The sequence below is a fragment of the Roseateles flavus genome, assembly GCF_039872765.1.
Classification (GTDB): Bacteria; Pseudomonadota; Gammaproteobacteria; order Burkholderiales; family Burkholderiaceae_C; genus Roseateles_B; species Roseateles_B flavus.
The window spans coordinates 338,440-350,736 of the sequence record NZ_JBDPZC010000003.1; the positions used below are offsets into that span (position 1 = coordinate 338,440).

The window sequence follows — 12,297 nt, forward strand, 5'->3', positions numbered from 1 at the left end:
CATCGTTGCTTGATTCCCCATCATTCCCCCTGCGCCGGTGGTGAACGGAGGCAACCGGTGAGTGCCGCCCCACCGGGCTGGAAAGAATGTAACTCTGCCTCGGGACCCCGACCATCCTCAAGGTAGGGGCAAGCAAGACCTGGCCCCCGCACCAGGGGGGGCCGCTGATTCCTTCACGCGGGCGCTGTGGTGTGGAAGCCGCAGTCCCGCGCCGGGCCTACACCTCCAGCCACTCCTTGCGGATGTAGGCATTGGCCCGCAGCGCGGCCGGGCTGCCCTCGAAGACCATGCGGCCGTGGCCCATCACATAGCAGCGCTCGGCGATGTCCAGCGCGATGGCCAGCTTCTGCTCGATCAGCAGCACGGCGATGCCGCGGCGCTTGAGCTCCTTGAGGTACTCGGCCACCAGCTCCACGATCATGGGCGCCAGGCCCTCGGTGGGCTCGTCGATGAGGATGAGGTCCGGATCGCCCATCAGCGTGCGGCACAGGGTCAGCATCTGCTGCTCGCCGCCCGAGAGCACGCCGGCCTCGGTGTGCTGGCGCTCCAGCAGGCGGGGGAACATGCGGTACATGTCCTCGAAGCTCCAGCGCGGCACCTTCTGCCCGCGCTTCTGGCCCAGCAGCAGGTTCTGGTGCACGGTGAGGCGCGGGAAGATGTCGCGGTTCTCGGGCACGTAGCCGATGCCCGCGTGCGCGATCTCGAAGGCCTTGCGGCCCAGCAGCTCCTGTTCGCCGAAGCGCACAGAGCCCGTGCCGTCGACCAGGCCCATGATGGTCTTGGCCGTGGTGGAGCGGCCCGAGCCGTTGCGCCCCAGCAGGGCGACGATCTCGCCGGGCTCCACCACCATGTCCACACCGTGCAGCACATGGCTCTTGCCGTAGAAGGCATGGACCTTGTCGAGCACCAGGCGGCGCCCTGTCTTTTCCGATGTCATGCCGTCGCTCCCGCTGCGGCCTGCTCGGCCAGGACGGAGCCCAGGTAGGCCTGCTGCACGCGGGCGTCCGCGCGCACGGCCTCGGGCGTGTCGAAGGCGATGACCTCGCCGTAGACCAGCACCGCGATGCGGTCCGCCAGGCCGAAGACCACGCCCATGTCATGCTCCACCGTCAGCAGGGTGCGCCCCTCGGTGACCTGGCGGATCAGCTGGATGAAGCGCTGCGTCTCGCTCTTGCTCATGCCCGCGGTGGGCTCGTCCAGCAGGATCACCGAGGCCCCGCTGGCGATGGTCATGCCGATCTCCAGCGCGCGGGCCTCGGCATAGGTCAGGTTCATGGCCAGCACGTCGCGGCGCCTGTCCAGCTGGATCTGCTCCAGCAGCTCCTCCACCCGGTCGTTGAGCCCGTCCAGCCCGGCCAGGAAGTGCCAGAAGCTGTAGCGGTAGCCCATGGACCACAGCAGGGCGCAGCGGATGTTCTCGAACACCGAGAGCCGCGAGAAGAGGTTGGAGACCTGGAAGCTGCGCGCCAGGCCCTGGCGGTTGATCTTGTAGGGCGGCAGGCCGTCGATGCGCCGGCCGTGCAGGCGCACCTCGCCGCTCGTGGGCGGGAAGCGGCCACTGATGAGGTTGAAGAGCGTGGACTTGCCGGCGCCGTTGGGGCCGATCAGCGCCACGCGCTCGCCCGCCCTCACCTGCAGCTGCGCGCCGCGGATGATCTCGCTGCGGCCGAAGCGCTTGCGCAGGTCCAGCAGCTCCAGCGCGTAGGGCGTCCCGGTGTCAGAAGGGGCTTGGCTCACAGGCTCTCCCGGCGCTTGATGTCCTGCTCGATCTCTTCCTGGGTCTGGTCCCACTCGGCCCGGAAGCGCCGCCGCGCCAGCTCGAAGAGACCCAGCCCGACGACCATGGCCAGCACCGCGCCGAACCAGGCATCGACCGAGTTGCTGCGGATGCGCGCGCCCATGAAGCCCAGCTCCGGCCCCATCGCGGCATTGAGCTGCAGGTGGTAGAGCATCTCCACGATGCAGCTGGCGCCCAGCAGCACGGTCAGCCCGGTGCCGGCCAGCGCCAGGTAGGCCGTCCACAGGCGCGAGAGCTTGCCGAAGGCCGCCACGCGCAGGTTCATCATGATCAGCGCGGCGATGCCGCCCGGCGCATACATCACCATGAAGAGGAACACGAGGCCCAGGTAGAGCAGCCAGGCCTGCGTCAGCTCGGACAGCAGCACGCCGGCCAGCACCATCAGCACCGCGCCGATGATGGGCCCGAAGAAGAAGGTCGCGCCGCCCAGGAAAGTGAAGAGCAGGTAGGCACCCGAGCGCGCGGCGCCCACCACCTCGGCGGTGACGATCTCGAAGTTCAGCGCCCCCAGGCCGCCCGCGATGCCCGCGAAGAAGCCCGAGATCAGGAAGGCCAGGAAGCGCACCCAGCGCGTGTCGTAGCCGATGAACTCGACGCGCTCGGGGTTGTCGCGCACGGCATTGAGCATGCGGCCCAGCGGCGTGCGGGTCAGCGCGAAGAGGGCCGCGGTGCTGAAGAAGCAGTAGAGCGCGATCAGGTAGTAGACCTGGATCTGCGGCCCGAAGCTGATGCCCAGCACCGGCGCGCCCACCACGCGGTTGCCCGAGACCCCGCCCTCCCCGCCGAAGAACTCCGGCAGCATCAGGGACATGGACCAGATCAGCTCGCCCAGACCCAGCGTGATCATCGCGAAGGGCGTGCCGGACTTCTTGGTCGACACATAGCCGAACAGCGCCGCGAAGAAGAGCCCCGCCAGCCCGCCCGCCAGCGGCACCAGGCTCACCGGCAGGGCCAGCTGCCCGGCCGAGACCTGGTTGAGCGTGTGCATGGCGAGGAAGCCGCCCAGGCCGCTGTAGACCGCATGGCCGAAGCTGAGCATGCCGCCCTGGCCCAGCAGCAGGTTGTAGGCCAGGCAGGCGATGATGCCGATGCCCATCTGCGACAGCATGGTGTGGGCCAGGCTGCTGGTCCACAGCAGCGGCGCCACGCCCAGCGCCAGGGCATAGCAACCCCACACCAGCCAGCGGCCGACGTTCCAGGGCTTGAAGTGGAAATGCGCCGCGCTGGCGCGCACTTGATTCATCAGCCGGCTCCCTCAGTCGTCCCGCGTGCCGAACAGGCCCTTGGGCCGGAAGATCAGGATCAGCACCATCAGCAGGTAAGGCAGGATGGGCGCGACCTGGGCCAGCGAGAGCTTCAGCAGCGGATAGCCCGGCGTGGCCGGCGTGACCGCCAGGCCCGCGCGCTGCGCCAGCGTGGCCAGCGAGGCGTCCACCGTCAGCGGCAGGGTCTGGATGAGGCCGATCAGCAGCGAGGCCACGAAGGCCCCGGCCAGCGAGCCCACGCCGCCCACCACCACGACCACGAAGATGATGGAGCCCACGATGGCCGCCATGGCCGGCTCGGTCACGAAGGTGATGCCCCCGATGACGCCCGCCAGCGCCGCCAGCGCGCAGCCGCTGCCGAAGACCAGCATCAGCACCCGCGGCACGTTGTGGCCCAGGGCCTCGGCCATCTCCGGGTGGGTGAGTGCCGCCTGGATCACGAGCCCGATGCGGCTGCGCGTCAACAGGGCCCACAAGGCCACCAGCATCGCCAGGGCCACCACCATCATGAAGGCCCGGGTCAGCGGGAACTTGGAGCAGGCCGCTGCCGCGCACTGTGCCGGCGTGGCGTCGCCCCATACGAGGGTCAGGCCTTGCCCGGCCGCCTTCAACAGCGTGAAGGCCGAGCCCTGCAGCGCCGGCGGCGGGCCGAAGGGCACCGAGGTCCGCCCGAAGACCAGCTGCACCAGCTCCAGGATCACGTAGGACAGGCCGAAGGTGATCAGCAGCTCCGGCACATGGCCGAACTTGTGCACCCGGCGCAGCGCCGTGCGCTCGAACAGCGCACCGAGAAGCCCCACCGCCAGCGGCGCCAGCAGCAGCGCCGGCCAGAAGCCCAGCCAGCCCGCCAGCACATAGGCCGCGTAGGCGCCCAGCATGTAGAAGCTGGCATGCGCGAAGTTCAGCACGCCCATCATGCTGAAGATCAGCGTCAGGCCTGCGCTGAGCATGAACAGCAGCAGCCCCGAGGCCAGGCCATTGAGCAGGTTGATCAGGAGTTGGTCCACATCACCTCGTGCAGGTTCAGCCCGCGAAAGCGTTCATCGACGCCAGCCCCCCTCCGCCACCGCCAGGGAATCGGGTATGCAGCGGCTGCAGCGAGCGGTCCGAGGTGGCGACGAGGAGCACAGCCGTACTGGGGTACGGCGAGCACCGCAGTCGCCAGATCGGATCGCGCAGCCAGCCGATGCAGCCCGATTCAGCGTTTCATTTGGCAGGAGGTGGGGGTGGAGGAGACGTACGAGTCGTACATCTTCAGCGGCACCAGCGTGTAGCCCGTGTTCTCAGGGCTGTACGGATACTTGGCATCCGCCTTGTTCCACACCGAGATGAACAGCGGCTGCTGCAGCTGGTGGTCGGTCTTGCGCACCTGCACCTCGCCGTTGAAGCTCTTCACCGTGAGCCCTTCCAGCGCGGCGGCCACCTTGACCGGGTCCGTGCTCTTGGCCTTGGCCATGGCCTCGCCCAGCAGGCTGTAGATGTGGATCACGCTGCCGGTGTAGAAGTCGTCGTTGAAGCGCTTCTTGTACTCGTCCATCCACTTGCCCATCTGCCCACCGAGGTTGTAGTGGTTGTAGGACACCTGGAAAACGCGCCCCGCCGAGGCCGCGCCCAGCGCCGTGGGCGTGCCGCTGACGCCGGCGTAGTAGGTGAAGAACTTGCCCGTGTAGCCGGCCTCGTTGGCGGCCTTGACCAGCAGGGTCAGGTCTGAACCCCAGTTGCCGGTGATGACGGTGTCGGCGCCGCTGGCCTTGATCTTGGCCACATAGGGCGCGAAGTCGCGCACCTGGGCCAGCGGATGCAGGTCTTCGCCCACCACCTGGATGTCCGGCCGCTTGCGGGCCAGCATCTCCTTGGCGTACTTGGCCACCTGCTGGCCGTGGGCGTAGTTCTGGTTGAGCAGGAAGACCTTCTTGACGTCGGCCTGGTCCTTCATGAAGGTGGTGATGGCCTCCATCTTCATGGAGGTGTCGGCGTCCATGCGGAAGTGCCAGTAGCTGCACTTGCTGTTGGTGAGGTCCGGGTCCACGGCCGAGTGGTTGAGGTACAGCACCTCCTTGCCCGGGTTGCGCTCGTTGTGCTTGTTGATCGCGTCAATCAGCGCCAGCGCCGCGCCCGAGCCATTGCCCTGGGTGACGTAGCGTACGCCCTGGTCGATGGCAGACTTCAGCGCATTGAGCGTCTCGGCCGGGCTCAGCTTGTTGTCGATGGCGATGATCTCGAACTTCACGCCCGCCGGATTCGTGGCGTTGAACTTCTCGGCGAAGAACTGGAAGCTCTTGACCTGGTTCTGGCCCACCGGGCCCATCAGGCCGGACAGCGGGTCGATCCAGGCGATCTTCACCGTCTCGCCCTTCTGCGCCTGGGCCCCGAGGCTCAGGCCGGCAAGAAGCAGGGACGCTGCGAGGTGCCGCAGCCTGAACTCACGCGATGCAGTCAACATGGACGTCTCCTTCTGGCCCTTTGGCGGGCCTGTTCTCGGTCTCAACATGTCTTGCAGGTCCCGACCCGCTGGCCGGGCCTGCTTCAGCGAACGCGGTCGGCCCGCCCCGGCTCAGGCGCCGGGCAGGCGGTGCTCGGCAAACTGCTGGCGCAGCTTGAGCTTCTGGATCTTGCCGGTGGCCGTGTGCGGGATCTCGTCGACGAAGACCACGTCGTCCGGGATCTGCCACTTGGCGATGCGGCCCTCGTAGAAGGCCAGCATCTCCTCGCGGCTCAGGCTGGTGCCGGGCTTGCGCACCACCACCAGCAGCGGGCGCTCGTCCCACTTCGGATGCCGGCAGGCGATGGCCGCGGCCTCGGCCACGGCCGGGTGGGCCATGGCGATGTTCTCGAGGTCGATGGAGGAGATCCACTCGCCGCCGGACTTGATCACGTCCTTGCTGCGGTCGGTGATCTGCATGAAGCCGTCGGCGTCGATGGTGGCCACGTCGCCGGTGGGGAACCACAGGCCCGCATCGACGCCCTGCTCCTTCACCGGAACCAGGGCGGACTCGTTCTGGCCGAAGTAGCTGTTGATCACCCAGTGGCCGCGCACGACCAGGTTGCCGCTGCTGGCGCCGTCCCAGGGCTGGGCGTCGCCGGCGTCGTCGATCACGGCCATGTCGATGCCGTAGATCACCTTGCCCTGCTTCTCCAGGATGCGGCGCTGCTCCTCCTGCGGCAGCTTGAGCTGGCGCGCGGTGAGCTTGGACAGCGTGCCCAGCGGCGAGAGCTCGGTCATGCCCCAGGCATGGATGACCTCGACGCCGTAGTCGTCCATCAGCGTGCGCAGCATGGCCGGCGGGCAGGCCGAGCCCCCGATCACCGTGCGCTTGAAGCTGCTGAACTGCAGCTTGTTGGCGCCCACGTAATTGAGCAGGCCCAGCCACACGGTGGGCACGCCGGCGCTGAAGGTCACCTGCTCCGATTCGAAGAGCTCGAAGAGCGACTTGCCGTCCAGGTGCGGCCCCGGGAACACCAGCTTGGCGCCCACGATAGCGCTGCTGTAGGGCAGGCCCCAGGCGTTGACGTGGAACATGGGCACCACGGGCAGGATCACGTCCTTGGAGGAGCAGTCCATGCCGTCGGGCAGCGCGGAGGCGAAGGCGTGCAGCACGCTGGAGCGGTGGCTGTACACGGCGCCCTTGGGATGGCCGGTGGTGCCGGAGGTGTAGCAGATGCTGGAGGCCGCGTTCTCGTCGAAGCGGGGCCAGGTGTAGCGGCCGTCCTCGGCCTCCACCAGCTCCTCGTAGCACAGCAGGCCCTGCAGGCTGGTCTGGGCCGGCATGTGGGCGCGGTCCGTCATCAGCACGTAGTGGCGGATGTGCGGCAGCTGCGGCGCCAGCTTCTCGACCAGGGGCAGGAAGTTGAGGTCGAAGCAGAGGGTCAGGTCTTGCGCGTCATTCGCGATCCAGGCGATCTGCTCGGGGAAGAGGCGCGGATTGATCGTGTGGCAGACCAGCTGGGAGCCTGAGCTGCCGTAGTAGATCTCGAGGTGCCGGTAGCCGTTCCAGGCCAGGGTGCCGACGCGGTCCCCGGGCTTCAGCCCGAGCCGGGCCAGCGCCTGGGCCAGCTTGCGGGAGCGCAGTTCGCACTCGCGCCAGTTGTAGCGGTGCAGGTCGCCCTCGACCCGCTTGCTGACGATCTCGGTGTCACCCGAGTGCCGGGCCGCGTGCTGGATCAGCGAAGAGATCAGCAGCGGCATGGACATCATCTGTCCCATCAAGCCCATCAATGTCTCCTTGGTTCCTGCCCTGCGTGGGGCTGAACTCGACCGAATCGGGCCATGTTAACCCTGCGCCGTGTGGCGACTTAGTCACCCTCGTTACACTGGATCTCATGGTTTTCGACAAGGGCACGCCCCCCTCTTCAGACCCGGGCAGTGACGCCCTTGCCACTCCCTCCACGGGTCGCGCGATGGATTGGCAGGAGCAGCTGGCCCAGGTCCCCGCCCGGCATGCCGCCAGCTTCACCCGCCTGGGTGACGGCTTCCTGACACGGCTCCCGCCCGAGCCGCTCCCCGCCCCGCACTGGGTGGCGTACAGCGAGCCCTGCGCGCAGCGGCTGGGCCTGCCACCCGACTGGCGCAGCGAGGAGGCCCTGCAGGTCCTCAGCGGCAATGCGCTGTGGGAAGGCATGGATCCCTGGGCCAGTGTCTACAGCGGGCATCAGTTCGGCGTCTGGGCCGGCCAGCTGGGCGACGGGCGTGCGCTGCACCTGGGCGAGTTGCTGCACGAAGGCCAGCGCTGGGAGGTCCAGCTCAAAGGGGCCGGGCGCACGCCCTACTCTCGCCGTGGCGATGGCCGGGCGGTGCTGCGCTCCTCCATCCGCGAGTTCCTGTGCTCAGAAGCGATGGCCGCGCTGGGCATCCCGACGACCCGCGCGCTGTGCATCACCGGCTCGCCGCAGGGCGTGCGGCGCGAAACGGTGGAGACCGCTGCCGTCGTGACCCGCGTGGCGCCCAGCTTCCTGCGCTTCGGCCACCTGGAGCATTTCGCGCACCACGGGCAGCACGAGGCGCTGCGGCAGCTGATGGCTCATGTCCTGAGCCACCATGCGCCCGAGTGCCTGGACGCGCCGGTGCCGCCGGTGGCCTTCCTCGAGAAGGTCGCCCGCCAGACCGCCGAACTGCTCGCCGCCTGGCAGTGCGTGGGCTTCTGCCATGGGGTCATGAACACCGACAACATGTCCCTGCTGGGCCTGACCCTGGACTACGGCCCCTTCGGCTTCCTGGACGGCTTCGACCCTGGCCATGTCTGCAACCATTCCGACCACCAAGGCCGCTATGCCTACGCCCGCCAGCCGCAGGTCGCCTTCTGGAACCTGCATGCCCTGGCCCAGGCCCTGATGCCGCTCATCGGCGGTGACGAGGAGGCCGTGGCCGAGCTGCTGGGCGAGGCCCTGGAGCCCTACCGCCAGGTCTTCCAGCAGGCCATGCTCACGCGCATGCGGGCCAAGCTGGGCCTGGCGCGGGCCGAGCCCGAGGACCAGGCCCTGGTCGACGACTGGCTGCGGCTGCTGGCCCTGCATCGCACGGACTACACCATCGCGCACCGGCGCCTGTCCCGCTGGCCGGCCATGGCCGAGCCCGACGGGGGCCCGCTGCGCGACCTCTTTCTGGACCGCGAGCGCTTCGACCTCTGGGCCCTGCGCTACCGCGAGCGCCTCACCCGCGAAGCCAGCGTGGACGCCGAGCGCCTGCCCCGCATGCAGGCCGTCAACCCGGCCGTGGTGCTGCGCAACCATCTGGCCGAGACCGCCATCCGCCAGGCCCAGGCCGGCGATTTCAATGAAATCGAGCGCCTGCTGAAAGTTCTGCAGCGCCCGTTCGACGAACCGGTTCAAGCGTCCGATGCGGACTTCCCGCCCGACTGGGCCTCCCATCTTGAGGTGTCCTGTTCATCATGAGCGACAAGCCCTACCCCATCCAGAAGAGCGACGCCGACTGGCGCGCCCAGCTCGACGACATGCAGTACCAGGTGACCCGCCACGCGGCCACCGAGCGCGCCTTCACCGGCCAGTACTGGGACCACTGGGAGCGCGGCCACTACGACTGCGTCTGCTGCGGCACGCGGCTCTTCGAGGCGCAGACCAAGTTCGACGCCGGCTGCGGCTGGCCCAGCTACTGGGCCCCGGTGAACGCCGACGTGATCGAGCGCATCGAGGACCGCAGCCACGGCATGGTGCGGGTGGAGGTGCGCTGCCAGCAGTGCGGCGCGCACCTGGGCCATGTCTTCCCGGATGGCCCGGCCCCGACGGGCGAGCGCTTCTGCATCAACTCGGCCGCGATAGACTTCGCGCCCGATGCCTGAGGCTCAGGCGCTCAAACACTCTTCATGAAGCTTCTGCTCGACTTCCTGCCGCTGATCCTCTTCTTCGGCACCTTCAAGATCGCCGAGTCGCACAAGGCCGCCGCGGCGGCTTTCGCGTCCTCGCACTTCGGCTTCATGGTGTCCGGCGGCGCGGTCGGCCCGGAAGAGGCGCCCGTGCTGCTGGCCACGCTGGTGGTGATGGCCGCCACCCTGGCGCAGGCCCTCATCACCAAGCTGCGCGGCCACAAGATCGACCTGATGCTGTGGATCAGCCTGGCCCTGGTCGTGGTCCTGGGCGGACTGACCGTCTGGCTGCACGACGAGACCTTCATCAAGTGGAAGCCCACCGGCCTCTACTGGGGCATGGCCCTGGTGTTCCTGCTCAGCGACCTGCTGTTCGGCAAGAACCTGCTGCGCAGCATGATGGAGAAGGACGTGAAGCTGCCCGACTTCGCCTGGCGGCGCATGAACTGGGGCTCGGTGCTGTTCTTCATCGCCCTGGGTGTCCTGAATCTTTACGTAGCTTTTCACTACCCCACCGCCACCTGGGCCAACTTCAAGGTCTTCGGCGTGACGGGCCTCTTCGTGCTTTTCACGCTGGGCCAGGGGGTCTACATGAGCCGTCACATCGTCGAGTCCGCGCCCGCTGAAGACAGCCCGGCCGACAAGGAAGTCCTCCCATGAACAGCCCCCAGCACGCCCTGCCCCGCGCCTCGCTGGCCGTGATCGAACAGCGCCTGCGCGAAGGCCTGCAGCCCGAGCGGCTGGAGATCGAGGACGACAGCGCGAAGCATGCCGGCCACGCCGGGGCCCGCGAAGGCGGCCACTACACCGTGCGGGTGGTCAGCGAGCGCTTCAGGGGTCTCACGAGGGTCGCGCGCCACCGGCTCGTATATGATTTGATGGCTGAGCTGATGCGTCAGGGCATCCATGCCCTGGCCATCGATGCGAAGGCTCCGGGAGAACCCTGAGCCGCACCGAATGGCGCCCCGAACCGGCAGGTTCTGTGGGCGTCTGTTTTTATTCAAACCTCGCCGCGTAACGCGGTGTATCACTGATAGAACCGGTGGTGTGTTCGCCGGTGGAGTCTGTTGAAAGGCCCAATGTCCATGAAGAAGATTGTGCTCGCCGCCTCGATCGCGGCCCTGACCGCAGCCCTGGCTCCCCTGTCGGCCAGTGCCCAGAACGTCGCGACGGTGAACGGCAAGGCCGTGCCCAAGGCTCGCGTCGACCAGCTGATCGAACAGGTCACCAAGAACGGCCAGCCCCGCAGCCCCGAGCTGGAAACGCAGGTCAAGGACGAAGTGGTCCGCCGCGAGATCTTCCTGCAGGAAGCCGAGAAGCGCGGCATCCCGGCCAGCGCCGACTACAAGACCCAGATGGAACTGGCTCGCCAGATGATCCTGATCCGCGGCCTGATGGAAGACTTCAAGAAGAAGAACCCCGTCACCGACGCGGAAGCCATGAAGGAGTACGAGCAGTTCAAGGCGGCCAACAGCGGCATGGAATACCGTGCCCGCCACATCCTGGTCGAGAAGGAAGACGAGGCCAAGGCCCTGATCAAGCAGCTCAATGGTGGCGCCAAGTTCGAGGACCTCGCCTCCAAGAACTCCAAGGACACCGGCTCGGCTGCCAACGGTGGCGACCTGGACTTCGCCAATCCCAACAACTTCGTGCCCGAGTTCTCCAAGGCCATGACCGCCCTGAAGAAGGGTGAGATGACCCAGGAGCCGGTGAAGTCGCAATTCGGCTATCACATCATCAAGCTGGAAGACACCCGCGAAGCCACCTTCCCGGCCTTCGACGACGTCAAGGGCCAGATCAAGCAGCGCATCGAACAGCAGAAGATGGGCGAGTTCCAGCGCGAGCTGGTGAGCAAGGCCAAGACCGACTACAAGTTCGCCCAGTGAGCTTGAGTGCCCAGACGAGTCGCGTTGCGGCTCCCTGACGAACCCGGCCTTGCGCCGGGTTTTTTCATGGCTCTTTGCGCGCTAAGTTGTGATCGCCAGGAGCCTGCTCCGTACCGCCCGCCTTGCACCACGAACCAACACGCAAAGCGCTCTCACGGGCTTCTTGCATGCCGGGTGCTGATCAGCAAGCGCGCAACAGGCATCGCCACCTCGGTCACCCGGTCTCGACTCACCGCCTATTGAGCATGCGTCCGCCACGCCGGGCCATCCCCTGAGGTCAAGAGCGTTCGGCGAAGCCGACGCTCGCCCCGCGCGACGCCTGCGGATCCGGCTTTGCCGGGCCGTCAGGCGTGCTCCACCAGCCGGCCTGCCTCAATGCGCAGCTGGCGTTCACAGCGCTCGGCGATGCCCAGGTCATGCGTGACCATCACCAGCGTCGTCCCCGCCTCGCGGTTGAGCTCGAACATCAGCGCCATTACCTGCGCGCCGGTGGCGAAGTCCAGGCTGCCGGTGGGCTCGTCGGCGAGCAGCAGGGCCGGGCGCTGCACAAAAGCGCGGGCCAGGGCCACGCGCTGCTGCTCGCCCCCCGAAAGCACGCGCGGATAGTGGTAGAGGCGCTGCCCCAGGCCGACGCGCTCCAGCATGGCCTGCGCCTGGGCGCGGGCCTCGCGGTCACCGCGCAGCTCCAGCGGCAGCATGACGTTCTCCAGGGCCGTCAGGTTGGACAGCAGCTGGAAGTTCTGGAACACGAAACCCACATGGGCTGCGCGCAGGGCGGCGCGGGCGTCTTCATCGAGTGCATAGAGGTCCTGCCCCTGCAGGCGCACGGTGCCGTGGCTGGGGGTGTCCAGGCCGGCCAGCAGGGCCAGCAGCGTGCTCTTGCCCGACCCCGAAGCCCCCACAATGGCCACTGACTCCCGCGCCTGCAGGGTGAAGCTGATGTCATGCAGAATCGTCAGCTCGCCGGTGGCATCGCGGACCGTCTTGCCCAGGTGTTCGACTTCGAGGATGGATACAGACATGAGGAGAGC

Annotated in this window: 12 protein-coding genes; 5 read left to right on the plus strand and 7 right to left on the minus strand. The window is 67.6% G+C overall.

Annotated features, from left to right (window positions below):
• Positions 1-217: 217 nt before the first annotated feature.
• The 6 genes from ABDJ40_RS09395 to ABDJ40_RS09420 form a co-directional block, all read right to left on the minus strand.
• Complete coding sequence (locus ABDJ40_RS09395; protein WP_347608997.1) at positions 218-937, minus strand: ABC transporter ATP-binding protein; 720 nt, start codon at positions 935-937, stop codon at positions 218-220.
• Positions 934-1,737: an ABC transporter ATP-binding protein gene (locus ABDJ40_RS09400; RefSeq protein WP_269629716.1), complete on the minus strand. Its 804-nt coding sequence runs from the start codon at positions 1,735-1,737 to the stop codon at positions 934-936. The genes ABDJ40_RS09395 and ABDJ40_RS09400 overlap by 4 nt, the downstream gene beginning before the upstream one ends.
• A complete protein-coding gene (locus ABDJ40_RS09405; protein WP_347608999.1) occupies positions 1,734-3,041 on the minus strand; it encodes a branched-chain amino acid ABC transporter permease in 1,308 nt (435 codons plus the stop codon). Before ABDJ40_RS09405 ends, ABDJ40_RS09400 begins: the two co-directional genes overlap by 4 nt.
• A gap of 12 nt (positions 3,042-3,053) precedes the next feature.
• Positions 3,054-4,070: a branched-chain amino acid ABC transporter permease gene (locus tag ABDJ40_RS09410; protein WP_347609001.1), complete on the minus strand. Its 1,017-nt coding sequence runs from the start codon at positions 4,068-4,070 to the stop codon at positions 3,054-3,056.
• Between the two features lie 191 nt (positions 4,071-4,261).
• The gene (locus ABDJ40_RS09415) at positions 4,262-5,506 is read right to left on the minus strand and encodes a branched-chain amino acid ABC transporter substrate-binding protein (RefSeq protein ID WP_269629719.1); all 1,245 of its coding nucleotides are present in this window, start codon (positions 5,504-5,506) and stop codon (positions 4,262-4,264) included.
• A gap of 111 nt (positions 5,507-5,617) precedes the next feature.
• Entirely contained in the window at positions 5,618-7,276 is a 1,659-nt protein-coding gene (locus tag ABDJ40_RS09420; protein WP_347609004.1) for a 3-(methylthio)propionyl-CoA ligase, read from the minus strand.
• Between the two features lie 185 nt (positions 7,277-7,461).
• On the opposite strand from ABDJ40_RS09420, the gene ABDJ40_RS09425 reads away from it, so the two are divergent.
• From ABDJ40_RS09425 to ABDJ40_RS09445, 5 genes are all read left to right on the plus strand, one after another.
• On the plus strand, positions 7,462-8,952 hold the full coding sequence (locus ABDJ40_RS09425; protein WP_347609006.1) for a protein adenylyltransferase SelO: 1,491 nt from the start codon (positions 7,462-7,464) through the stop codon (positions 8,950-8,952).
• Complete coding sequence (gene msrB, locus ABDJ40_RS09430; RefSeq protein WP_269629722.1) at positions 8,949-9,356, plus strand: peptide-methionine (R)-S-oxide reductase MsrB; 408 nt, start codon at positions 8,949-8,951, stop codon at positions 9,354-9,356. Before ABDJ40_RS09425 ends, msrB begins: the two co-directional genes overlap by 4 nt.
• 24 nt (positions 9,357-9,380) lie before the next feature.
• The gene (locus tag ABDJ40_RS09435; RefSeq protein ID WP_347609008.1) at positions 9,381-10,040 is read left to right on the plus strand and encodes a septation protein A; all 660 of its coding nucleotides are present in this window, start codon (positions 9,381-9,383) and stop codon (positions 10,038-10,040) included.
• Entirely contained in the window at positions 10,037-10,327 is a 291-nt protein-coding gene (locus ABDJ40_RS09440; protein ID WP_269629724.1) for a BolA family protein, read from the plus strand. Before ABDJ40_RS09435 ends, ABDJ40_RS09440 begins: the two co-directional genes overlap by 4 nt.
• A 138-nt stretch (positions 10,328-10,465) precedes the next feature.
• The gene (locus tag ABDJ40_RS09445; protein ID WP_347609011.1) at positions 10,466-11,266 is read left to right on the plus strand and encodes a peptidylprolyl isomerase; all 801 of its coding nucleotides are present in this window, start codon (positions 10,466-10,468) and stop codon (positions 11,264-11,266) included.
• Positions 11,267-11,610: 344 nt separating this feature from the next.
• Here the strand turns inward: ABDJ40_RS09445 and ABDJ40_RS09450 are convergent, their stop codons facing one another.
• Positions 11,611-12,288, minus strand: a complete 678-nt coding sequence (locus tag ABDJ40_RS09450) for an ABC transporter ATP-binding protein (protein ID WP_347609013.1) — start codon at positions 12,286-12,288, stop codon at positions 11,611-11,613.
• Between the last annotated feature and the right edge of the window lie 9 nt (positions 12,289-12,297).

Bases quoted from the DNA above. Each gene is read 5' to 3' on its own strand.
- ABDJ40_RS09435 (WP_347609008.1), top strand. From the start codon at position 9,381: ATGAAGCTTCTGCTCGACTTCCTGCCGCTGATCCTCTTCTTCGGCACC.
- msrB (WP_269629722.1), top strand. From the start codon at position 8,949: ATGAGCGACAAGCCCTACCCCATCCAGAAGAGCGACGCCGACTGGCGC.
- ABDJ40_RS09450 (WP_347609013.1), bottom strand. From the start codon at position 12,288: ATGTCTGTATCCATCCTCGAAGTCGAACACCTGGGCAAGACGGTCCGC.
- ABDJ40_RS09415 (WP_269629719.1), bottom strand. From the start codon at position 5,506: ATGTTGACTGCATCGCGTGAGTTCAGGCTGCGGCACCTCGCAGCGTCC.
- ABDJ40_RS09425 (WP_347609006.1), top strand. From the start codon at position 7,462: ATGGATTGGCAGGAGCAGCTGGCCCAGGTCCCCGCCCGGCATGCCGCC.
- ABDJ40_RS09445 (WP_347609011.1), top strand. From the start codon at position 10,466: ATGAAGAAGATTGTGCTCGCCGCCTCGATCGCGGCCCTGACCGCAGCC.
- ABDJ40_RS09420 (WP_347609004.1), bottom strand. From the start codon at position 7,276: ATGGGCTTGATGGGACAGATGATGTCCATGCCGCTGCTGATCTCTTCG.
- ABDJ40_RS09405 (WP_347608999.1), bottom strand. From the start codon at position 3,041: ATGAATCAAGTGCGCGCCAGCGCGGCGCATTTCCACTTCAAGCCCTGG.
- ABDJ40_RS09440 (WP_269629724.1), top strand. From the start codon at position 10,037: ATGAACAGCCCCCAGCACGCCCTGCCCCGCGCCTCGCTGGCCGTGATC.
- ABDJ40_RS09395 (WP_347608997.1), bottom strand. From the start codon at position 937: ATGACATCGGAAAAGACAGGGCGCCGCCTGGTGCTCGACAAGGTCCAT.